Below are 20,795 nucleotides of genomic sequence, written 5' to 3' on the forward strand. Positions count from 1 at the left end.
CGTCTGCGGGCCGGGGGGCACGTCATTGTCGTGCGCCCCAAAGTGTCCCAGCCCACCCGATGTAAGGATAGGACACGCGTGGAGAATTCCGGCGGCATCAAGGCCAGCTTGCAAGGACGCTACGCTTCGGCGCTGTTTGATCTTGCCAGCGAGAACGGCGTCGTAACGACGGTCGAATCCGACCTCGAAAAGATCGCCCTCGCCATCAGCGAAAGCGCCGATCTGGCCGAGCTGATTCGCAACCCCGAAATCAGCCGCAAGGCTGCCGGCGCGGCCATCGAAGCCGTTGCCGATGTCCTCGGCCTTGCGCCGCTGACCAGGAACTTCCTGGGCGTTCTGGCGGCCAATCGCCGTCTCGTCGCCCTTCCCGAGATCATCCGCGCCTTCGCTTCGATCGCCGCCGCCCAGCGCGGTGAATCGACCGCCGAAGTCACGTCGGCTCACGCCCTGGACGACCAGCAGGTCGAGCAGCTGCGCCAGAAGCTGGAACTGCGCGAGGGTCGCAAGGTCAAGGTCAGCACCAAGGTTGATCCGGACCTGCTCGGCGGTCTCGTCGTCACCATCGGCTCCAAGCGCATCGACAGCTCGATCCGCACCCGTCTCAATTCGCTCGCCCAGGCCATGAAGGGCTAAGAAAGGCAGAACAATGGATATCCGCGCAGCAGAAATCTCGAAGGTCATCAAGGACCAGATCGCCAGCTTCGGCACCGAAGCCCAGGTTTCCGAAGTCGGCTCGGTTCTGTCGGTCGGTGACGGCATCGCCCGCATCCACGGCCTCGACAAGGTCCAGGCCGGTGAAATGGTCGAATTCGCCAACGGCGTTCAGGGCATGGCCCTCAACCTCGAAGCCGACAACGTCGGCGTCGTGATCTTCGGCTCGGACGCCGAGATCAAGGAAGGCGACAGCGTCAAGCGCACCAACACCATCGTCGACGTTCCCGTCGGCAAGGGCCTGCTCGGCCGCGTGGTGGACGCCCTCGGCAACCCGATCGACGGCAAGGGCCCGATCGTCGCCGAGAAGCGCGCCCGCGTCGAAGCCAAGGCTCCCGGCATCATCCCGCGCAAGTCGGTGCACGAACCCGTGCAGACCGGCCTCAAGGCGATCGACGCGCTCGTTCCCGTCGGCCGCGGCCAGCGCGAACTGATCATCGGTGACCGCCAGACCGGCAAGACCGCCGTCGCCATCGACACCTTCATCAACCAGAAGGAAGCGAACGCAGGCGACGACGAATCCAAGAAGCTCTACTGCATCTACGTTGCCGTCGGCCAGAAGCGCTCGACCGTCGCGCAGATCGTGCGTCAGCTCGAAGAGAACGGCGCGATGGAATACTCCATCGTCATCGCCGCCACCGCTTCGGAGCCCGCTCCGCTGCAGTACCTCGCGCCCTACACCGGCGCCGCGATGGGCGAATTCTTCCGCGACAACGCGATGCACGCCGTGATCGTGTATGACGACCTTTCCAAGCAGGCCGTCGCCTATCGCCAGATGTCGCTGCTGCTGCGCCGTCCTCCGGGCCGCGAAGCCTATCCGGGCGACGTGTTCTATCTCCACAGCCGCCTGCTTGAGCGCGCCGCGAAGATGAACGACGAGAACGGCAACGGCTCGCTCACCGCGCTTCCGATCATCGAAACGCAGGCCGGCGACGTCTCGGCCTACATTCCGACCAACGTGATCTCGATCACCGACGGCCAGATCTTCCTGGAAACCGGCCTGTTCTACCAGGGCATCCGTCCGGCCATCAACGTGGGTCTGTCGGTGTCGCGCGTCGGCGGTTCGGCCCAGACCAAGGCGATGAAGAAGGTTGCCGGCTCGATCAAGCTGGAGCTGGCGCAGTACCGCGAAATGGCGGCCTTCGCCCAGTTCGGTTCGGACCTCGACGCCTCGACCCAGAAGCTCCTCAACCGCGGTGCGCGCCTGACCGAACTGCTCAAGCAGAAGCAGTTCTCGCCGCTGTCGTTCGAAGAGCAGACCGTGTCGATCTTCGCCGGCACCAACGGCTACCTCGACGGCCTGCCGGTCGCCAAGGTCACCGAGTATGAAGCCGAAATGCTCGACTTCATGCACGAACAGCATGCCGACGTCCTCGCGCTGATCCGCTCGACCAAGGACTTCGGCGACGAAGCCAAGAGCAAGACCAAGGCCGCGCTCGACGCCTTCGCCAAGCAGTTCGCTTAAGAGAAACCGTCATCCCGGTGTAAGCCGGGATCGCGGGCCATCATCGGGACCGACCTCCCTGCGAGGCACTTCCTGAAGATGGCCCACCGGTCCCGGACCATCCCGGGAAAGACGAAACGAGGAACAACGAGTGGCTTCGCTCAAGGAACTCAAGGGCCGCATCAACTCGGTCAAGTCGACCCAGAAGATCACCAAGGCCAAGCAGATGGTCGCCGCGGCCAAGCTGCGCAAGGCGCAGGCCGCCGCGGAGTCCGCGCGTCCCTACGCCGCCCGCCTCGCAGAGGTCATGGGCTCGCTCGCGTCCAAGATCACCGTCAGCGAGAACAGCCCCAAGCTGCTCGCCGGCACCGGCAGCGACAAGGTACATCTGCTCGTCGTCGCGAACTCGGACAAGGGCCTGTGCGGCGCGTTCAACTCGAACATCGTCAAGGCTGCCCGCGTCAAGGCGCGTGAACTGGAAGCACAGGGCAAGACCGTCCTGTTCTACCTCGTCGGTCGCAAGGGCCGCGCGCCGCTGCGCCGCGAGTTCCCGAAGCAGATCGCCCACATGTTCGACACCACCGATGTGCGTGACCCCGGCTTCGACGAAGCCGAGCGTATCGCCAACGAACTGGTGGCGATGTACGAAGCCGGCAAGTTCGACGTGGCGCATCTGTTCTACTCGAAGTTCCGGTCGGCCCTGCTGCAGGAGCCGACAGACCAGCAGATCATTCCCGTCCCCGCTCCCAAGGCGGTGGCCGCTACCGCCGGTGCGGATGCGGTGACCGAATACGAGCCGGAGGAAGAGGAAATCCTCGCCGCGCTGCTGCCGCGCTACTTGCGCACCCAGCTGTTCGGCGCCCTGCTGGAAAACGCCGCGTCCGAACAGGGTGCGTCGATGACGGCGATGGACAACGCCACCCGCAACGCCGGTGACCTGATCAAGAAGCTGACCATCGTCTACAATCGCACCCGCCAGGCTGCGATCACCACCGAACTCGTCGAAATCATTGCTGGCGCGGAAGCGCTTTAAGTCATCGCAGGCAAGGAMACCGAAATGGCCACTGCACCCGTGCTCAACCAAACTTCTACCGGCAAGATCAGCCAGGTCATCGGCGCCGTCGTCGACGTGACCTTCGAAGGCGAACTGCCCGCCATCCTCTCCGCGCTGGAGACCGAGAACAACGGCCAGAAGCTGGTTCTCGAAGTCGCCCAGCACCTCGGCGAGAACACCGTGCGCACCATCGCCATGGACGGCACCGACGGTCTGACCCGCGGCCAGCCCGTGTCGAACACCGGCAAGCAGATCTCGGTGCCGGTCGGCCCCAAGACGCTCGGCCGCATCATGAACGTCGTCGGCGATCCCATCGACGAGCGCGGCCCGGTCGGCTCGGACATGTTCGCCCCGATCCATGCCGAAGCCCCGCCCTTCGTCGATCAGTCGACCGAAGCGGCGATCCTGGTCACTGGCATCAAGGTCATCGACCTTCTCGCGCCTTACGCCAAGGGCGGCAAGATCGGCCTGTTCGGCGGCGCCGGCGTGGGCAAGACGGTTCTCATCCAGGAACTGATCAACAACATCGCCAAGGGCCACGGCGGCGTCTCGGTCTTCGCGGGCGTCGGTGAACGTACCCGTGAAGGCAACGACCTCTACCACGAATTCCTCGACGCCGGCGTTATCGCCAAGGACGCCGAAGGCAACGCCGTGTCGGAAGGTTCGAAGGTTGCTCTCGTGTTCGGCCAGATGAACGAGCCGCCGGGCGCCCGTGCCCGCGTCGCGCTTTCGGGCCTGACCATGGCCGAGTACTTCCGCGACCAGGAAGGCCAGGACGTTCTGTTCTTCGTCGACAACATCTTCCGCTTCACCCAGGCGGGTGCGGAAGTGTCGGCGCTGCTCGGCCGTATTCCTTCGGCCGTGGGTTATCAGCCAACCCTGTCGACCGACATGGGCCAGCTGCAGGAACGCATCACCTCGACCACCAAGGGCTCGATCACCTCGGTCCAGGCGATCTACGTTCCCGCGGACGACCTTACCGACCCGGCGCCGGCCACCTCGTTCGCCCACTTGGACGCGACGACCACGCTGAACCGCGCCATTTCGGAACTGGGCATCTACCCGGCCGTCGACCCGCTCGACTCGACCTCGCGCGTTCTTGAGCCCCGCGTCGTCGGTGCCGAGCACTACGAGACCGCCCGCCGCGTTCAGGAAACCCTGCAGAAGTACAAGTCGCTTCAGGACATCATCGCGATCCTGGGCATGGACGAGCTTTCGGAAGAAGATAAGCTCACCGTCGCCCGCGCCCGCAAGATCCAGAAGTTCCTTTCGCAGCCGTTCCACGTCGCGGAAGTCTTCACCGGCATCCCGGGCAAGTTCGTCCAGCTCGAAGACACCGTGAAGTCGTTCAAGGCCGTCGTCGAAGGCGAATACGATCACCTTCCGGAAGCAGCCTTCTACATGGTCGGCGGCATCGAGGAAGCGGTCGCCAAGGCCAAGAAGCTGGCCGAAGAGGCGTAATCGATCATGGCTCTGCACTTCGAACTCGTCACGCCGGCCAAGCTCGTCCGCTCGGAAGACGTCCACATGGTGGTCGTCCCCGGCACCGAAGGCGAGTTCGGCGTGCTGGAGGGCCACGCGCCCTTCATGTCGACGATCGCCGACGGCGCGCTCAAGGTCTACCGGACCGAGAACGCCACTCCGGAAGAAATCCGCATCACCGGCGGCTTCGCCGAAGTGGGCGACAAAGGCCTGACCGTACTCGCCGAGCACGTCGGCTGAACCAGCTTTCCTTTTATTAAGGGCTCGTAGCTAAACCGCTTCCATGACCCTTGCGAAAGCGGAAAATTCCGAGGCGATTGCGGGTAAATCCCGCAATCGCTTCGATTCCTTGTCGAATTGCCTCACCGCAATCGAAGCGAGCTCGACGCTTCAATTTATCGTTCTGATCGCAATTGCCTTTGCAGTACGAGCATCGGTTTTTGGGGACTGGACCTATCATACCGACGAAGAATTCTATTCGGTCGCCGCCCAGCGGATGCTCGAAGGGAAGCTTCTTTACGTCGATATCTGGGACCGGAAGGGTCCGGTTCTTTTCCTCATTTATGCCGCCTGCGCATTGATCTCAAGCAGCGTGCTGTCTTACCAGATCGCGGCAACCATCAGCGCGGCACTCGGAGCATTCCTCATCACCCGGCTGGCTGCCCGGCTGACCGAAGTGCGATATGCGTTACTGGCCGGCATAGCTTATTATGGGCTCCTCGCCCATTTCGGTGGCGGCGGGGGGCAATCACCGGTCTTCTACAACACGCTGATGCTTCACGCAGCTTACGCGATCGGAAGCAGCCTTGACAGGCTCCGCGACGGTCAGGTTCCACCGAGAGTCTACTTTGGAATATTCTGCGCGGGTCTCGCGATGGCGGTCAAGGCAACCGCTGCCATCGAGGGCATATTTTTCGGCCTTGTTATTCTGTGGCTGCTCTGGCGCTCGAACTGTACCAAACCACGTCTGTTGGCACGCGTCGTCGGATTAGCGATTATCGCTCTCGCGCCCTACCTGATCACATTTCTGTATTTCACCTGGCTCGGACATTTTGGCACGGTTTGGAATGCGCTCGTGCTGTCCAATTTCAATCGTGCCTATGAGACGCTCTACGAACGCATGTGGCGATCGGGTGTCATGTTGGGCAGCCTAGCGCCCATTCTCGCTTTCGCCGCGATCGGATGGCATCTCTCAATGCTAACACGCGGCAGGTCACTGCTAACCTTGTTTCTCGGATGCTGGGCTGCGGTCGCCATGGCCGCAGTACTGATTTTCCCGAATATCTATTTGCACTACGGCCTCCCTGTCGCAGGGGCGTCGTGCATCCTGGCGGCGCGCTATTTCGCGCGAGGACTCATCGGATTGGCGGCCTTTGCCGTGTTGTCGATTTATAACTTCGCGGTCGGCGGTCAGTTCGATCTTGCTTTCCGTCAGGATGCCTTGCGGAGCGGCACAGAGTTAGCCTCTTATGTTCGTTCGGAAACGCCGAACCGGAAATTATTCGTCTACAGTTCAGCCAACTATTTATACGCTCTGACGGACGCCCCCCTGCTCTCTCGGATAGCCTTCGCCCACCACTTTTTCGACGATGCCGAATCCGGCGTCACCGGCATGGACGAGCACCGCGAACTTCGCCGGGTTCTCGAATCCCGGCCGGAAACCGTAGTCTATGAGGCCAATCTGGATTATTGGACGCCGCAGAATTTGGTTAACAACGAAGCCGTGCGGCGGTATTTGCGCAGTTGCCGGAAGAAGCGGTCCATTGTCATCCATACGTTTGAAGAGCCGCAACAGGAACAGCGTGTCTACAGCCGCTGCGGCGGCAACTAACGGCGAGCGCTGCCTCGCCGCTCATGTTCGGCATTACAAAAGTTGCATGAATAGCGCGGCGGAACGTGGGCTGGACGGCACGTTTCCGAGCTATCCCGGCGTGTCGGTATCGAAGCCGACAGATCGGGATAGGAAGCTCCAGACGCTTCACCCCATTCGTCACCCATTAGGAAGTTATCAAAGTTTCAACCTTAATCCTTTGCTTATCGCGGGACGCCACCGGGCCAGACCGGAGCGTTGAAAGGGTTTGACGAGACAATGACTGCATTCGGGCGGCGCAACGGAATCGGCGGTCTGGGCCAGGGTGCCAGGCCCGCATTCGGCGTGGCCAAGCCGCTGAAGGTAGGGGCTGCCGATAAGCCCGTGGCACCCGGCAATGCCGACCCTGCCCCGTCGGAAGCCGCTGCGCCGCAAAACTCCCGCGACGATGCGATGTCGCGCCTCGCGGACCGCGCCAATGCCGTGCATGATGGCCAATCCGAGCAGAGCGGCTTCGAGGCATCGATCCACAAGATCAAGGAGCAGGTCCTGCCGCGCCTGCTGGAGCGCGTCGATCCGGAAGCCGCCGCCACGCTGACCAAGGACGAACTGTCCGAGGAATTCCGCCCGATCATCATGGAAGTCCTCGCCGAGCTGAAGATCACCTTCAACCGCCGCGAGCAGTTCGCGCTGGAGAAAGTCCTGATCGACGAGCTGCTGGGCTTCGGCCCGCTGGAAGAGCTGCTCAACGATCCCGACGTCTCGGACATCATGGTCAACGGTCCGAACCAGACCTACATCGAAAAGAAGGGCAAGCTCCAGCTCGCGACGACCAAGTTCCGCGACGAGCAGCACTTGTTCCAGATCGCCCAGCGCATCGTCAACCAGGTCGGCCGCCGCGTCGACCAGACCACGCCGCTGGCCGACGCCCGCCTCAAGGACGGCAGCCGCGTCAACGTGATCGTGCCGCCGCTTTCACTGCGCGGCACCGCCATCTCGATCCGTAAATTCTCGGAGAAGCCGATCACCATCGACATGCTCAAGGACTTCGGTTCGATGAGCGAGAAGATGGCGACCACGCTGAAAATCGCCGGAGCCTGCCGGATGAACGTCGTGATCTCGGGCGGTACCGGGTCCGGCAAGACGACGATGCTCAACGCGCTGTCCAAGATGATCGACCCCGGCGAGCGCGTGCTCACCATCGAGGACGCCGCCGAACTGCGCCTGCAGCAGCCACACTGGCTTCCGCTGGAAACCCGCCCGCCGAACCTCGAAGGCCAGGGCGCCATCACCATCGGCGATCTCGTCAAGAACGCACTGCGCATGCGTCCCGACCGCATCATCCTGGGCGAAATCCGCGGCGCGGAATGCTTCGACCTGCTGGCCGCGATGAACACCGGCCACGATGGCTCGATGTGCACGCTTCACGCCAACAGCCCGCGCGAGTGCCTGGGCCGTATGGAAAACATGATCCTGATGGGCGACATCAAGATCCCCAAGGAAGCGATCAGCCGCCAGATCGCCGAATCGGTCGACCTCATCGTGCAGGTGAAGCGCCTGCGCGACGGTTCGCGCCGCACCACCAACATCACCGAAGTGATCGGCATGGAAGGCGATGTCATCGTCACCCAGGAACTTTTCAAGTTCGAATATCTGGACGAGACCGACGACGGCAAGATCATCGGCGAATTCCGCAGCTCCGGCCTGCGCCCCTACACTCTGGAAAAGGCGCGCCAGTTCGGCTTCGACCAGGCCTATCTCGAAGCCTGCCTCTAACCCCTGAACAGATCCTTCCCAACCACCCCCAGCAGCAGTACCGCTGCCATGAGGGCGAAGAAGAACACGGGCGTCCAGGGCATGAAGCCCACCCGGTCGAGGTCGCGGCGCTTCATGCGGCGGCGGTCGCCCAGCCAGGCCACGGCCGCCAGGGCAACCGCCAGGCCGCCGATCACGGCCATGATCTTATCGGAATCGTTCATGGCCCGCCCTTGCCTCCTTCCGCCGCCAAGTTAAAGCCCTGGCGGTGAACGCCGCCCGCCCATCATCGAAAACATCCCGGCCCGACCGCCCGATGCTGGCCATCACCCTGCGCCTGATGGCGATGGTGATGCTCTCGACGATGTTCATGCTGGTCAAGCTGGCAGGGCGCAGCGGGGTCTCCGCAGCGGAGATGGTATTCTGGCGCCAGGCCATGGCCGTGCCCCTCATCGCCGGAGGACTGTTGCTGACGGGCCGCCTGCCGATGTTGCGAACACGGCGCCTCGGCACTCACGCCGCCCGCGCGACCACAGGCACGCTCGGCCTGGTCTGCAACGTCACCGCAGCCATGCTGCTGCCGTTGCCGGTGGGCACGACCCTGGGCTTCACCGCGCCGCTCTTCGCCGTGCTCATCACTGCGCTGGTCGTGCGCGACATAGTCGGACCTTGGCGCTGGCTGGCCGTGGTCCTGGGCTTCCTGGGGGTGCTTGTCATCACCCGGCCCGATGCGCCGGTGCAGGACCTGCCACTGGTGGGGCTGGCCGCCGGACTGGGCGCCGGCGTCATCGTCGCCGTGGTGAGCTTCCAGATCCGCGACCTTGCCCGGACCGAAGAACCCATCGCCTGCGTGTTCTGGTTCGCCTTCTTCGGTTCGCTCTTCGCCGCCGTGCTTCTGCCCTTCTACGGTCGCGCTCACGAACCCCAGATATGGCTGCTGCTTGTCGCCGTGGGGGTTACCGGAACCCTGGCGCAACTGCTCATCACCGCGGCGCTGCGCCACGGCGCGGTCGCCACGGTGGTGGTCATGGACTACACCGCCCTCATTTGGGCAACCACTTACGGATACACCGTTTTCGGCGACGCGCCGCCGCCTTCGATCTGGTTCGGCGCCCCGCTGATCATCGCTGCCGGGCTCGTCATCACCTGGCGGGAGCACGTCCTGAGCAAGCGGATCTCCCCGACTTCCGCCCTGGATGAAAGCGCGATCGAAGAATCCGTGCTGCCTTCGCGCTAGCCTCCGGGAACCGGGGGCTTCACCGAGAGTTGCCTCCAACGTTCCCGCTTGAATGATCGGGATTGCGTAGAAAGGAACCTCACATGGTCAAGAATCTCGTTCTCGCGCTGGTCGCCGGAAGCATCGTCTTCTCCGCCGCAGCCTGCAACACCGTGAAGGGCGCGGGCAAGGACGTTGAATCGGTCGGCCAGGCCGGCGACGACGCCATCAACAAGTAATTCGCCCGAGGCGTCCGGCACCGCTGCTCCGATGCGGCGCAACGCCGTATCGGCGCGGCGGATAGCCTGCTGACCTGACCGCGAGCCCCTTTCTCTCCATCGGAAGATGGATTAGCGACAGCGCGAGGCATCCGCCTCGGACATTGTTCGTTGAAGGGTCAAGCAATCATGATCAGGAAAGCGGTTCTGGCGCTTGCAGTTTCGGGCCTCGTGCTCAGTGCGGCGGCCTGCAATACCGTTCGCGGCGTCGGCCAGGACATCGAGTCTGCCGCAAACGCGGTTGACCGCGCGACCTGAGGTCTCCGAAGGTAATGTGGCGCGAAACGGTCAGCCGCTTCGCGCCACAAGCTTTTCCTTTGAAGATCAGCTGTCCGAGATGTGGTTCGCCACCATGGCGCGCGCCCTCTGCCACAGGATCATGCGGCTGATCACCACCATCCCAAGCACGAAGCCGAGCATGGCATCGGTCATCAGCAGGGCATTGGCAGCCGGATGGCCCGCCCCGATCGCCATTCCGCCCGGCAAGATCATCCGCCGCAAGGCGAAGACGACCAGAATCAGCACCAGCGCCAAGGGCGACTGGCGCATCATTACCCGGGCCTCGTCCCCCTCACCCTCGACATGGAGCCGCATGAGGCGCGAACGCTGCATGCCGATCCCGCCGCCGATGGCGAAGCCGGCGGCCAGGGCCATCCAGCCCAGCGCGCCCGGCGGCATGCCATAAAGCGCCAGGCTGACGGTCGCTCCGACGATCAGCGGCGCAATCCAGAGAAGGGGGAGACGGAGCGGCCGCGCCTTTTCAAGGCTGCGAAAACGCCAGGCCATCACTGCTGCGAAAATCAGCAGCGGCAGCCAGGCCGCATATCCGTTTCCCCCCATAGTCTCAGCTACCCCCGATTTCGCTCAGCGAAGGCGTGCCCGGCTCACCCGGGGCGCCCTGCCATACGAGCACAGGCTTGCGCGCCGCGAGCGTTTCGTCAAGGCGGCGACGCGGTGCGAAGTGCGGTGCGCTGTGGAGGCTCTGGTCGCCATCCTTGGCGCGCTGGGCCAGGCTGCGCAGCGAACCGATGAAGCGATCGAGGCCGGCCTTGCTTTCCGTCTCGGTCGGCTCGACCAGCATCGCGCCCTTCACCACCAGCGGGAAGTAGACGGTCATCGGGTGGAAGCCCTCGTCGATCAGGCCCTTGGCGATGTCCAGCGTGGAGAAGCCCTCGGCCAGACCCGCATCGCTGAACAGCGCCTCGTGCATGCACGGGCCGCTCTTGGCGAAGGGTGCCGGCAGCAGATCCTCGCACGAACGCAGGACGTAGTTGGCGTTGAGCACCGCGTCCTCGGCCACCTGGCGCAGACCGTCCGCGCCGTGGCTGAGGATGTAAGTCAGCGCGCGGGTGAACATGCCCATCTGGCCGTGGAAGGCGACCATGCGGCCGAATGCCTGCGCATGGCCCTCGCCCGCGTTCTCTTCCTCGACCAAGTGGACGCGGCCATCTTCACCGCGGCTGACGAAGGGCAGCGGCGCAAAGGGCGCCAGCGCTTCGGACAGCACGACCGGGCCGGCACCGGGTCCGCCACCGCCGTGCGGGGTGGAGAACGTCTTGTGCAGGTTGATGTGCATGGCATCGACGCCAAGGTCACCCGGGCGAACCTTGCCGACGATGGCGTTGAAGTTCGCGCCGTCGCAATAGACGTAGCCGCCGGCTGCGTGAACCGCATCACCGATCGCCTTCATCTCCGGCTCGAACAGACCGCAAGTGTTCGGGTTGGTGATCATCACGCCAGCGACGTTCGGGCCCAGCTTGGCCTTGAGCGCCTCTACATCGACGCGGCCTTCCGGGGTCGCCGGGATCGACTGGACCTTGAAGCCCGCGAAAGCGGCGGTCGCCGGGTTGGTGCCGTGGGCGCTCTCGGGCACCAGCACAACGTCGCGCTTCTCACCGCGCGCGTCGAGCGCAGCGCGGATGCAGAGCAAGCCGCAAAGCTCGCCGTGCGCGCCGGCCTTGGGGCTCATCGCCACAGAGGCCATGCCGGTCAGCGTGATCAGCCAGTCGGCCAGCTGCTCGATCACTTCCAGCGCGCCCTCGACCGTCTTCTGCGGCTGGAGCGGGTGAACGTCGGCAAAGCCCGGCAGGCGGGCCATCTTCTCGTTCAGGCGCGGATTGTGCTTCATCGTGCACGAACCGAGCGGGAACGGCCCGAGGTCGATCGCGTAGTTCTGGCGCGACAGGCGGGTGTAATGGCGGACGGTTTCGGGCTCGGTCAGGCCGGGCAGCGCCGGAGCCGACTTGCGCAGGAACTTCGACAGGCCGGCCGCTGCCGGACGGCTGGGCGTGTCGAGATCGACGCCGCATTTCTCAGACGAACCGAGTTCGAAGCTCAGTGCTTCTTCCAGCATCAGGCCATAATCGCCCGAGGCGGTCTTGAAGCCAGCGCCCTCACCGACTTCACCCATGCTCGGGCGCCAGCCGCTTGCGTTTACCGCGTTCATGCCAGCACTCCTTCAAGCTCACGGGCAAAGGTTTCGATATCCTCGTCGGTCACGGTCTCCGTCGCCGTCACCAGCAGGCCCTTGTGCAGATCGCTGTCCTCGGGGAACAGGCGGCCGAGCGAGACGCCGCCCAGAACCTTGCGGTCCGCCAGTTCGCGAACCACTTCGCGGGCGTCGCGGGTCAGGACCAGCGTTGCTTCGTTGAAGTATGCCTGGTTCAGCACCGTCACGCCCGGCACTTTGGCCAGACGCTCGATCATTGCCTGCGCCTTGTCGTGGTTCACGGCGGCCAGCTGGGCCAGACCTTCACCGCCCAGCAGGGTCAGGTGAATACTGAAAGCCAGCGCACAAAGCCCTGAATTCGTGCAGATGTTGCTGGTCGCCTTCTCGCGGCGGATATGCTGTTCACGCGTCGAGAGCGTCAGCACGAAGCCGCGCTTGCCTTCGGCGTCCACGGTCTGGCCGCAGAGACGGCCCGGCATCTGGCGCACGAATTTCTCGCGGCAGCCGAACAGGCCCAGGTAAGGCCCGCCGAACTGGAGGCCGACGCCGATCGACTGGCCTTCGCCCACGACGATATCGGCACCCAGCGCGCCCGGCGCCTCGATCATGCCCAGCGCCACCGGCTCGGTGACGACCGCGATGAGCAGCGCGCCCTTGGCGTGCGCGGCATCGGCAATCGCGGCGAGGTCGGAAATGCGGCCCATCACGTCCGGATACTGGACGACGACGCAGGAGGTCTTGTCGTCGATCTGAGCGATGACAGCGGCGTCATCGGGCTCAGCCACGAGTTCGGCCTTCAACGAGACGATGTCGTCTTCGGTGAACTTGGCCATCGTGCGCACGACTTCGGCGTAGTGCGGATGCAGGCCGCTGGACAGCACGGCGCGGGTCTTGCGGGTGATGCGGCTGGCCATCAGGATCGCTTCCCAGCAGGCAGTCGAGCCGTCGTACATCGAGGCGTTGGCAATGTCGGTGCCGAACAGGCGCGCGACCTGCGTCTGGAACTCGAACAGCACCTGCAGCGTGCCCTGCGCGATTTCCGGCTGGTAGGGCGTGTAGGCGGTCAGGAACTCGCCGCGCTGGATCAGGTGATCGACCGAGGCCGGAACGTGATGGCGATAAGCGCCAGCGCCGATGAAGAACGGCGCCGTTCCGGCCGAGAGGTTCTTGGCCGCAAGCGCGGACATGTGCCGTTCCACCGCCATTTCGCTGGCGTGGAGCGGCAACCCCGCGATGGGACCGGAAAGACGGGCCTCGGCGGGCACGTCGACGAAGAGGTCGTCGACCGTGTCGGCACCGATGACGCCGAGCATCTCGGCACGATCGGCGGGAGTCAGGGGCAGGTAGCGCAAGCGGCGATACTCCGTGAATTCTATCGGTAAATCAGAGGCTTTCGACGTACTGCTTGTAAGCAGCCTCATCCATCAGCGCGCCGAGTTCGGAAGCGTCCGAAAGAGTGATGCGGAACAGCCAGCCGCCGGTTTCGGCCTGGGTATTGACCAGTTCGGGCTCATCGGCGAGCGCGCCGTTGGCTTCGGCGATGGCGCCGGAAACCGGGGTGTAGACGTCCGAAGCGGCCTTTACGGAGTCCACCACGGCGACCGAGTCACCCTTGCCGAAGGCGGCGCCGGCTTCGGGCAGATCAACGAAGGTGATGTCGCCAAGCTGGCCCTGCGCATAGTCGGTGATGCCCACGGTGCCGAGGTCGCCCTCAATTTCGATCCACTCGTGTTCCTGCGAGAAATAACGGGTCATGGGTAGGTATCCTCAGCGGTGATAGCGGTTGGGGACGAAGGGCATGGCTGCGACGGTGGCGTCGAGCTTCTTGCCCCGCATTTCGATGGAAAGGGCGGTGCCGTCGGCGGCAAGCGCCGCGTCGACATAGGCCATGGCGATGGGATGCTGGAGCGAAGGCGAGAAACCGCCTGAAGTCACCACACCAACTTTCTGTTCGCCCTGGAAAACCTTGGCGCCTTCGCGGGCAGCCTGACGGCCTTCGAGCTTCAGGCCGACGCGTTTCTGCGCGGTGCCTTCGGCAAAGTCGCGCTGGACGCGGTCCGCGCCGGGGAAGCCGCCTTCGAGGCGGCGGCGCTTGTTGACGCCGAAGGCAAGACCGGCCTCGACCGGGCCGCGCTCGGGGTCCATGTCATGGCCATAGAGCGGCAGACCGGCTTCGAGGCGCAGGGAATCGCGCGCGCCAAGGCCGATCGGCTTCACTTCGGGCTGGGCCAGCAGCAGGTCCGCCACGGTGGCGGCAGCTTCGCCGGGGATCGAGATTTCGAAACCGTCCTCGCCGGTGTAGCCCGAACGGCTGATCCAGGCATCGACGCCGCCCAGCGTGAAGCGGCCGCCTTTCATGAACGTCAGCGCTGACAGCGGGTATTCGCCCTCGGCCACGCGTTCCAGCGCGGCGAAAGCCTTGGGGCCTTGCAGCGCCAGCAGCGCGCGGTCGTCAAGGTGGTTGAGCGTGACGTCGTCCGGCAGATATTCGCGCAGCGTGCCGATATCGTCCCACTTGGTGGCGCCGTTGACGACGATGTAGAAACCGCCCGGCCAGCGCGAGACCATCAGGTCGTCAAGGATGCCGCCGTTCTCGTCCAGCAACAGCGAGTAGCGCACCGCGCCCAGCTTCAGGGTCGAGAGGTCGATCGGCAGCGCAGCTTCCAGCGCAGGCTCGATATCGGTCTGTGCGTCTTCCTCGCCGGTGACCAGCAGCTGGCCCATGTGGCTGACGTCGAACAGGCCGGCGTTTTCACGCGTCCAGAGGTGTTCGGCCATGATGCCTCCCCCTGCGACGTCGTACTGCACAGGCATCATATAGCCGGCGAACTCGACCATGCGGCCGCCCTGATCGCGGTGCCAGCCATTGAGCGGCAGCAGCATCGGTTCGAGGGGGGCTTCTTCCTGATCGGAATCGGTAATCGGATATTCGCTCAAGACATGACTCCGCACAGTTCGGTACACCATTCCAGGTGCCCCCTCTGTCACGGAAACCTGAGAGCTTCCCTTGGCCAACCAAAAGGCTTGACCAAAGTTACACCGTCGGCGGCCTCATCCCAAGGGATGAGACACTTTCCAGAGTCTCGCTATCGACGCTGCGCGGTCCTTTTGCCTGAGAGATTCCGGGGCGGTTGCTCCTTCGGCGCCTGCATGTTTCCGCATGTGCGAATCAGCAGGTCTCTCCCGCGCTGTCAGCGATACCTCGTCACTTGATTGAGCGCCGCGCCCAAGTCAACGCAATCGCGCTGCGGCGCATCATAATTTCCACCGATAGCCGCGAGGCCGACGGTGGGGCCTTCAGCGCAGGACCGCCGCCATGGAATCGTGCTCATGAACGAAAATTCCAGGTGCCTCCTCGCCGCTCAGCGCGAGGATGACCTGCGCGAGGCGCACGGCCGCGATGGAGCGGAACCGGCGCAGCCTGGCATGGAAAACCAGCAGATCTGCCAGGGGAGCGATCACCTGCCCCGCCATTTCCAGCGGACGATCCTCGATCCGCCGCCCGCGCAACAGGCCGGGCCGCAGGATATCGAGCCGCGCGAAGCCCAGTTCGCCCAGGGCCTTTTCCACTTCGCCTTTCGTGCGCAAGTAGAGGTTGGTGCTTTCGGCATCGGCACCCACGGAGGAGACCAGGATCATCCTGTCGATCCCGGCCGCGCGGGCCGCCCGAGCCGTCTCCAGCACGAGGTCATGATCGACCGCCCGAAACGCCTCGTCGCTGCCGGCCGCCTTGCGCGTGGTGCCCAGAGCGCAGACGAGAACGTCGCCATGCGCGGCCTCGATCAGCGTCGGCCACTCGCCGGTACCGCCGACCAGGATTTCCAGCCGCGCGCCCGCCGGCAAAGGCACCTCGCGCCGCGCGACGCCGATGATGCGGACATCCGGACGCCGGATGCTTTCCTCGATCACCGCAGCCCCGACCAGCCCGCTCGCGCCGACGAGGCAGAGACGCCGCGCGGCCACGATCGTATCAGACATTGCGCAGCCCTTCCGGGGTGCTGCCATATATCTGGGCGTGGCAGGAGATGGCGTWGCGGTCCGTCATGCCGGCGATGTAATCGGCGATGTGGCGGCTGCGGGCCGGTTCGTGGCGGGGCAAACCGTCGATCCAGCTTTCCTCCATCAGCACCGGCTCCTGCGAATAGGCCGAGTAAAGCTCCGCCAGCAGCGCCCGCGCACGACGCGCCGTTTCGAGTTGCTCTGGATGGTAGTAGAGCTTCTCGTACATGAAGCGCTTGAACTGCCGCTCGCCCTCCTCGACCTCGGGCGAGAAGGCCACCAGTTGGCGACCGGCAGAGCGCACCTGATCGATGCTATCGATGCCGACCAGCCGCTTCTGCGTCTCGTCCAGCAGGTCGTTGACCATGAAGCCGATTTGGCTTCGGATCAGTTCGGCGAGCTGGCGATCGCGCGGAACGCCCGGATAGCGGCGTTCCACGTCGGCCCAGCGCGGCACGATGAAAGGATGGGCGAGCAGTTCGTCGAGATCGAGGAAACCCGCGCGCAGGCCGTCGTCGATGTCGTGGTTGTCGTAGGCGATATCGTCGGACAGCGCCGCGACCTGGGCTTCGAGCGAGGCATAAGTGCCCAGTTCCAGGCCATAGGCCGCGTCCAGTTCCGCCAGCGCCCAGTTCGGCTCGGACACCGGTCCATTGTGCTTGGCGAGGCCCTCCAGCGTTTCCCAGGTCAGGTTCAGCCCGTCATGCTCGCAATAGGGGCTCTCGATCCGCATCAGGGTGCGCAGGCAATTGGCGTTGTGATCGAAGCCGCCCGCCTTGTGGAGCGCGGCGTCGAGCGCTTCCTCTCCGGCGTGGCCGAAAGGCGGATGGCCGATATCATGCGCAAGGGCGAGGGCTTCGGTAAGGTCTTCGTCGAGGCCGAGGATCCGGGCGATCACGCGGGCGACTTGCGCCACTTCCAGGCTGTGCGTCAGGCGCACGCGGTAGTGGTCGCCATCGGGCGCGATGAACACCTGGGTCTTGTAGCGCAAGCGGCGGAAAGCGATCGAATGCACGATCCGGTCGCGGTCACGCTGGTAGGGGCTGCGCTGTCCGCGCGGCAGACCGGTGTCCACGGGGAACTCGCGGCCGCGCGAGCGAGCCGGATCGGAGGCGTAAGGTGCAAGGGTCAAGCTGAAGTCTTTCCCGAAAGCAGGCTTGCTCTCGGCGCCCTACTAGCGAGCAAGACCCGTCTTGCACAAGGCCGCCGAGGAAGTGGTCACGAGAATGGCCTGGCTGTCGTTCACGGCTTTCACGCCGCGAACCCAGGCTCCCGGCGTTTTCTTGTCGCCTTCCAGTTTCTGCAGCTTGATCAGCTGCAGGATGCCCAGCCGCTTCACCATGCGCTTCGACATGCAGGTGGCCACGCGGTCCGACATCCCGGCCTCCACAAGGGCCGTGCGCAGGCGCCAGCCGGCATAAAGGTGGACGCCGAAAGAGAGCACGGCGACCAGGCCGACGAGCAGAAGGGCAGACTTGAGGAAGCGCAACATGGCAGCGCCCTATAGGGCGCCGCGATCAGTCCGCCAGCGCTTTCACGATGTCCTCGACCATCTTCTTGGCATCCGCCAGGAGCATCATGGTCTGGTCCATGTAGAACACCTCGTTGTCCACCCCGGCATAGCCCTGCCCGCCCATCGATCGCTTGATGAAGAAGATGGTCTTGGCCTTCTCTACATCGAAGACCGGCATGCCATAGATCGGCGAGCTTTTGTCGGTCTTGGCGGCAGGGTTCACCACGTCGTTCGCGCCGATGATGAAGGCGACGTCGCACTGGGCGAATTCGCCGTTGATGTCCTCCAGTTCGAAGACTTCGTCATAAGGAACGTTGGCTTCCGCCAGCAGCACGTTCATGTGGCCGGGCATGCGGCCCGCGACCGGATGGATCGCGTATTTGACGCCGACGCCGTGCGCCTTGAGCCGGTCCGCCATCTCGCGAAGGACATGCTGGGCCTGGGCCACCGCCATGCCGTAGCCCGGGATGATGATGACGTTCTCCGCTTCCTTCATCAGGAACGCGGCATCTTCGGCCGAGCCGCGCTTCCACGGCCGGTCCGATACGGCAGCGCCGCCGCCTGCGCCAGCCTCGGCGCCGAAGCCTCCGGCGATCACCGAGATGAAGCTGCGGTTCATCGCCTTGCACATGATGTAGCTCAGGATCGCACCCGAGGAACCCACGAGCGCGCCGGTGATGATCATGGCGGTGTTGTGCAGCGTGAAGCCCATCGCCGCCGCGGCCCAGCCCGAATAGGAATTGAGCATGGACACCACCACCGGCATGTCCGCTCCGCCGATCGGGATGATGAGCAGGAAGCCGATGGCAAAGCTGAGGAGCACGATCGCCCAGAACAGCGCGGGCGTGTTCCAGTGGAACAGACCGACGAGCACGACGATGGCCACCAGCGCCGCAAGATTGATGACGTGCCGGCCCGGTATCAGGATCGGCGCGCCGCTCATGTTGCCGTTGAGCTTGGCGAAGGCGATCACCGAGCCCGAGAACGTCACCGCACCGATGGCGACGCCCAGCCCCATCTCGATCCGGCTTCCCTTCAGGATGTCCAGGCCGCCCGCTGCGAGAATGCCGAAAGCGGCGGGATTGTAATAGGCCGCGATGCCGACAAGCACGGCGGCCAGGCCGACCAGCGAGTGAAACGCCGCGACAAGCTGTGGCATCGCCGTCATCTGGATCCTGCGCGCGATCACGAAGCCGATGCCGCCGCCGATGGCAATCGCGCCCAGGATCTCCGGCAGACTGGCGATCTCGTGCGTCAGCAGCGTGGTGGCCACGGCGATGGCCATGCCCAGCATGCCGTAGCGATTGCCCGCGCGGCTGGTGGAGGGAGACGATAGCCCGCGCAAGGCGAGGATGAAGCAGATGCCCGCAACGAGATAGGCGCCGGCGACCCAGGGGTTCAGGGCATGGGCTTCCATCAGCGCTCGCCTCCCGCCTGGGCGGACGGCGGAGCCTGCTTCGCCTTGGCGGCCGGCTTGTCCTTCTTGCGGTACATCGCCAGCATCCGCTCGGTGACGGCAAAGCCCCCGAAGATGTTGACGCTGGCCAGCACCACGGCCCCCAGCCCGAGCCATTTCGCCAGGGGCGATCCCTGTGCCGCGCTCGCCACCAGCGCACCAACGATAATCACCGAGGAAATCGCATTGGTCACCGCCATGAGCGGCGTATGCAGGGCCGGCGTTACCGACCAGACGACGTAGTAGCCCACGAAGCAGGCCAGCACGAAGATCGACAGGATCGAGACGAAGTCCATGAACTCGCTAGCCCCTTTTCAGCGCCCTTCCGGCGCGCTTCTCATCCGAGCAGCCGCTCGTGGACCACTTTGCCGCCCTGCGTCAGGCGGATGGCATTGCCGATTTCCTCGTCCAGCACGGGCTTGCCCAGATCCTTGTCCCAGAATGCCGAGAGGAAATTGAACAGGTTGCGCGCGAAGAGCGCCGAAGCGTCAGCGGGAAGCTGCGCGGGCGTGTTGGAATAGCCGACGATCCTGACGCCGTGCCGCTCCACCACCTGATCGGGAACGCAGCCCTCGACATTGCCGCCCTGCGGAGCCGCGAGATCGAAGATCACGCTTCCCGGTTTCATCGTGGCGATCTGCGCGTCGGAGATCAGGCGGGGTGCGGCGCGGCCGGGAATCAGCGCCGTGGTCACGACGATATCCTGCTTGGCCAGATGGCTGGATACCAGCGCGGCCTGCGCCTGCTGGTATTCCGCGCTCATTTCCGTGGCATAGCCGCCCGAGCCTTCGCCTTCGATGCCGCCGACTGTCTCCACGAAGATCGGCTTGGCGCCCAGCGAGAGGATCTGCTCCCGGGTTGCCGCCCGCACGTCCGTGGCGGAGACTTGCGCGCCCAGACGCCGCGCGGTGGCGATCGCCTGGAGACCGGCCACACCCACGCCCATGACGAAGGCCTTGGCGGCGCTCACGGTGCCGGCCGCAGTCATCATCATCGGGAAAGCGCGGCCATAGAGGTTCGCGGCCACTAGAACGGCTTTGTATCCGGCGAGATTGGACTGCGAGGACAGGATGTCCATCGATTGCGCCCGCGTGATGCGGGGCATGAACTCCATCGCCAGAGCCTCCAGCCCGGCCGCGCCGTAGTCCGTCACGCGCTGGCGCTGCACGAAGGGATCGAGCGCCGCCACCACCCAGGCGCCGGGCGAAACCGGCCCCAGCAGGGCGGGATCCGGCCCCTGAACCCCCAGAACGATATCGGCGCCCGCCAGAACCTGCTCGGCCGATCCCAGTTCGGCGCCGGCAGCCTTATAATCCGCATCGGCGATGCTTGCCCCGAGCCCGGCCCCGCTCTCGACGGCCAGCGCCGCGCCCAGCCCGACAAGCTTGCGGACCGTTTCCGGCGTGGCCGAAACCCGCGTTTCGCCGGATGCGCGCTCCCGTAGGACGGCGATCCGCGTGCCTTGCGCCACGGATTACCGAGCGATCAGGCTGACGACGAAAGCCACGATAACGACGATGATGCCCGTGCTCCAGGCCGTGACCTTGACGAAGCCGTTGTAGGTTTCGGTCGCCGCCTTGATGTCCTTGCCTGAAGCCATGAAACGGAATCCTCTGTGATTATTGCTG

General features: G+C 64.5%; 23 protein-coding genes and 2 riboswitches. Of the genes, 10 read left to right on the forward strand and 13 right to left on the reverse strand.

The genetic code is table 11. From position 1 onward, the window contains the following. The first annotated feature begins 78 nt into the window (after positions 1-78). The 7 genes from AB4Z00_RS15915 to AB4Z00_RS15945 all read left to right on the forward strand — a co-directional run bounded on the left by AB4Z00_RS15915 (position 79) and on the right by AB4Z00_RS15945 (position 8,277). A complete protein-coding gene (locus AB4Z00_RS15915) occupies positions 79-633 on the forward strand; it encodes a F0F1 ATP synthase subunit delta (RefSeq protein WP_132263014.1) in 555 nt (184 codons plus the stop codon). 13 nt (positions 634-646) lie between these two features. Further along, positions 647-2,176 (forward strand): F0F1 ATP synthase subunit alpha, encoded by a 1,530-nt coding sequence (gene atpA / locus AB4Z00_RS15920; RefSeq protein WP_132263015.1) that lies wholly within the window; start codon positions 647-649, stop codon positions 2,174-2,176. A 130-nt stretch (positions 2,177-2,306) separates the two neighbouring features. Further along, entirely contained in the window at positions 2,307-3,188 is an 882-nt protein-coding gene (locus tag AB4Z00_RS15925; protein ID WP_132263017.1) for a F0F1 ATP synthase subunit gamma, read from the forward strand. A gap of 24 nt (positions 3,189-3,212) precedes the next feature. Then, entirely contained in the window at positions 3,213-4,670 is a 1,458-nt protein-coding gene (gene atpD / locus AB4Z00_RS15930; RefSeq protein WP_132263019.1) for a F0F1 ATP synthase subunit beta, read from the forward strand. Positions 4,671-4,676: 6 nt separating this feature from the next. Continuing rightward, positions 4,677-4,931, forward strand: coding sequence for an ATP synthase F1 subunit epsilon (locus AB4Z00_RS15935; protein ID WP_132263020.1), 255 nt, complete (start codon positions 4,677-4,679; stop codon positions 4,929-4,931). Between the two features lie 43 nt (positions 4,932-4,974). Continuing rightward, positions 4,975-6,522 (forward strand): ArnT family glycosyltransferase, encoded by a 1,548-nt coding sequence (locus tag AB4Z00_RS15940; RefSeq protein ID WP_442046561.1) that lies wholly within the window; start codon positions 4,975-4,977, stop codon positions 6,520-6,522. A gap of 258 nt (positions 6,523-6,780) precedes the next feature. Then, positions 6,781-8,277 (forward strand): CpaF family protein, encoded by a 1,497-nt coding sequence (locus AB4Z00_RS15945; protein WP_134092991.1) that lies wholly within the window; start codon positions 6,781-6,783, stop codon positions 8,275-8,277. On the opposite strand, the gene AB4Z00_RS15950 is transcribed toward AB4Z00_RS15945, so the two are convergent. After that, entirely contained in the window at positions 8,274-8,480 is a 207-nt protein-coding gene (locus AB4Z00_RS15950) for a hypothetical protein (protein ID WP_132263025.1), read from the reverse strand. The genes AB4Z00_RS15945 and AB4Z00_RS15950 overlap by 4 nt on opposite strands. 92 nt (positions 8,481-8,572) lie before the next feature. On the opposite strand from AB4Z00_RS15950, the gene AB4Z00_RS15955 reads away from it, so the two are divergent. The 3 genes from AB4Z00_RS15955 (at position 8,573) to AB4Z00_RS15965 (ending at position 10,008) form a co-directional block, all read left to right on the forward strand. After that, entirely contained in the window at positions 8,573-9,493 is a 921-nt protein-coding gene (locus AB4Z00_RS15955; RefSeq protein WP_442046562.1) for a DMT family transporter, read from the forward strand. Positions 9,494-9,576: 83 nt separating this feature from the next. Next, a complete protein-coding gene (locus AB4Z00_RS15960; protein ID WP_132263029.1) occupies positions 9,577-9,711 on the forward strand; it encodes an entericidin A/B family lipoprotein in 135 nt (44 codons plus the stop codon). 168 nt (positions 9,712-9,879) lie between these two features. Beyond that, entirely contained in the window at positions 9,880-10,008 is a 129-nt protein-coding gene (locus AB4Z00_RS15965; RefSeq protein ID WP_431567012.1) for a hypothetical protein, read from the forward strand. Positions 10,009-10,074: 66 nt separating this feature from the next. Here the strand turns inward: AB4Z00_RS15965 and AB4Z00_RS15970 are convergent, their stop codons facing one another. The 12 genes from AB4Z00_RS15970 to AB4Z00_RS16025 form a co-directional block, all read right to left on the reverse strand. After that, on the reverse strand, positions 10,075-10,590 hold the full coding sequence (locus AB4Z00_RS15970; protein WP_132263032.1) for a DUF1453 family protein: 516 nt from the start codon (positions 10,588-10,590) through the stop codon (positions 10,075-10,077). Between the two features lie 4 nt (positions 10,591-10,594). Then, complete coding sequence (gene gcvPB, locus AB4Z00_RS15975; RefSeq protein ID WP_442046563.1) at positions 10,595-12,196, reverse strand: aminomethyl-transferring glycine dehydrogenase subunit GcvPB; 1,602 nt, start codon at positions 12,194-12,196, stop codon at positions 10,595-10,597. Next, complete coding sequence (gene gcvPA / locus AB4Z00_RS15980) at positions 12,193-13,551, reverse strand: aminomethyl-transferring glycine dehydrogenase subunit GcvPA (RefSeq protein WP_442046564.1); 1,359 nt, start codon at positions 13,549-13,551, stop codon at positions 12,193-12,195. Before gcvPA ends, gcvPB begins: the two co-directional genes overlap by 4 nt. 31 nt (positions 13,552-13,582) lie before the next feature. Beyond that, entirely contained in the window at positions 13,583-13,954 is a 372-nt protein-coding gene (gcvH, locus tag AB4Z00_RS15985; protein ID WP_314465499.1) for a glycine cleavage system protein GcvH, read from the reverse strand. Between the two features lie 12 nt (positions 13,955-13,966). Beyond that, complete coding sequence (gcvT, locus tag AB4Z00_RS15990; RefSeq protein WP_442046565.1) at positions 13,967-15,136, reverse strand: glycine cleavage system aminomethyltransferase GcvT; 1,170 nt, start codon at positions 15,134-15,136, stop codon at positions 13,967-13,969. Positions 15,137-15,170: 34 nt separating this feature from the next. Continuing rightward, positions 15,171-15,288, reverse strand: a riboswitch (glycine riboswitch). 1 nt (position 15,289) lies between these two features. Further along, a riboswitch (glycine riboswitch) is annotated at positions 15,290-15,395 on the reverse strand. 101 nt (positions 15,396-15,496) lie between these two features. Then, positions 15,497-16,177, reverse strand: coding sequence for an NAD(P)H-binding protein (locus AB4Z00_RS15995; RefSeq protein ID WP_314465503.1), 681 nt, complete (start codon positions 16,175-16,177; stop codon positions 15,497-15,499). Continuing rightward, positions 16,170-17,330 carry a deoxyguanosinetriphosphate triphosphohydrolase gene (locus AB4Z00_RS16000; RefSeq protein WP_442046566.1) on the reverse strand — a complete coding sequence of 387 codons (1,161 nt, stop codon included), beginning with the start codon at positions 17,328-17,330 and terminating at the stop codon, positions 16,170-16,172. The genes AB4Z00_RS15995 and AB4Z00_RS16000 overlap by 8 nt, the downstream gene beginning before the upstream one ends. Before the next feature lie 42 nt (positions 17,331-17,372). Further along, positions 17,373-17,690 carry a hypothetical protein gene (locus AB4Z00_RS16005; protein WP_132263045.1) on the reverse strand — a complete coding sequence of 106 codons (318 nt, stop codon included), beginning with the start codon at positions 17,688-17,690 and terminating at the stop codon, positions 17,373-17,375. 25 nt (positions 17,691-17,715) lie between these two features. Next, positions 17,716-19,128 (reverse strand): NAD(P)(+) transhydrogenase (Re/Si-specific) subunit beta, encoded by a 1,413-nt coding sequence (locus AB4Z00_RS16010; protein WP_132263047.1) that lies wholly within the window; start codon positions 19,126-19,128, stop codon positions 17,716-17,718. After that, positions 19,128-19,463: a proton-translocating transhydrogenase family protein gene (locus tag AB4Z00_RS16015; RefSeq protein WP_132263049.1), complete on the reverse strand. Its 336-nt coding sequence runs from the start codon at positions 19,461-19,463 to the stop codon at positions 19,128-19,130. The genes AB4Z00_RS16010 and AB4Z00_RS16015 overlap by 1 nt, the downstream gene beginning before the upstream one ends. A gap of 41 nt (positions 19,464-19,504) precedes the next feature. Beyond that, the gene (locus AB4Z00_RS16020) at positions 19,505-20,638 is read right to left on the reverse strand and encodes an NAD(P) transhydrogenase subunit alpha (protein WP_134093000.1); all 1,134 of its coding nucleotides are present in this window, start codon (positions 20,636-20,638) and stop codon (positions 19,505-19,507) included. A 3-nt stretch (positions 20,639-20,641) separates the two neighbouring features. Beyond that, positions 20,642-20,767, reverse strand: coding sequence for an aa3-type cytochrome c oxidase subunit IV (locus tag AB4Z00_RS16025; RefSeq protein WP_132263053.1), 126 nt, complete (start codon positions 20,765-20,767; stop codon positions 20,642-20,644). Positions 20,768-20,795: the final 28 nt, after the last annotated feature.

The sequence above is a fragment of the Novosphingobium sp. YAF33 genome, from assembly GCF_052113265.1.
GTDB lineage: Bacteria > Pseudomonadota > Alphaproteobacteria > Sphingomonadales > Sphingomonadaceae > Novosphingobium.

Bases quoted from the DNA above. Each gene is read 5' to 3' on its own strand.
- atpA (WP_132263015.1), top strand. From the start codon at position 647: ATGGATATCCGCGCAGCAGAAATCTCGAAGGTCATCAAGGACCAGATC.
- atpD (WP_132263019.1), top strand. From the start codon at position 3,213: ATGGCCACTGCACCCGTGCTCAACCAAACTTCTACCGGCAAGATCAGC.
- AB4Z00_RS15935 (WP_132263020.1), top strand. From the start codon at position 4,677: ATGGCTCTGCACTTCGAACTCGTCACGCCGGCCAAGCTCGTCCGCTCG.
- AB4Z00_RS15940 (WP_442046561.1), top strand. From the start codon at position 4,975: ATGACCCTTGCGAAAGCGGAAAATTCCGAGGCGATTGCGGGTAAATCC.
- AB4Z00_RS15945 (WP_134092991.1), top strand. From the start codon at position 6,781: ATGACTGCATTCGGGCGGCGCAACGGAATCGGCGGTCTGGGCCAGGGT.
- AB4Z00_RS15950 (WP_132263025.1), bottom strand. From the start codon at position 8,480: ATGAACGATTCCGATAAGATCATGGCCGTGATCGGCGGCCTGGCGGTT.
- AB4Z00_RS15955 (WP_442046562.1), top strand. From the start codon at position 8,573: ATGCTGGCCATCACCCTGCGCCTGATGGCGATGGTGATGCTCTCGACG.
- AB4Z00_RS15960 (WP_132263029.1), top strand. From the start codon at position 9,577: ATGGTCAAGAATCTCGTTCTCGCGCTGGTCGCCGGAAGCATCGTCTTC.
- AB4Z00_RS15965 (WP_431567012.1), top strand. From the start codon at position 9,880: ATGATCAGGAAAGCGGTTCTGGCGCTTGCAGTTTCGGGCCTCGTGCTC.
- AB4Z00_RS15970 (WP_132263032.1), bottom strand. From the start codon at position 10,590: ATGGGGGGAAACGGATATGCGGCCTGGCTGCCGCTGCTGATTTTCGCA.
- gcvPB (WP_442046563.1), bottom strand. From the start codon at position 12,196: ATGAACGCGGTAAACGCAAGCGGCTGGCGCCCGAGCATGGGTGAAGTC.
- gcvH (WP_314465499.1), bottom strand. From the start codon at position 13,954: ATGACCCGTTATTTCTCGCAGGAACACGAGTGGATCGAAATTGAGGGC.
- AB4Z00_RS15995 (WP_314465503.1), bottom strand. From the start codon at position 16,177: ATGTCTGATACGATCGTGGCCGCGCGGCGTCTCTGCCTCGTCGGCGCG.
- AB4Z00_RS16005 (WP_132263045.1), bottom strand. From the start codon at position 17,690: ATGTTGCGCTTCCTCAAGTCTGCCCTTCTGCTCGTCGGCCTGGTCGCC.
- AB4Z00_RS16010 (WP_132263047.1), bottom strand. From the start codon at position 19,128: ATGGAAGCCCATGCCCTGAACCCCTGGGTCGCCGGCGCCTATCTCGTT.
- AB4Z00_RS16015 (WP_132263049.1), bottom strand. From the start codon at position 19,463: ATGGACTTCGTCTCGATCCTGTCGATCTTCGTGCTGGCCTGCTTCGTG.
- AB4Z00_RS16025 (WP_132263053.1), bottom strand. From the start codon at position 20,767: ATGGCTTCAGGCAAGGACATCAAGGCGGCGACCGAAACCTACAACGGC.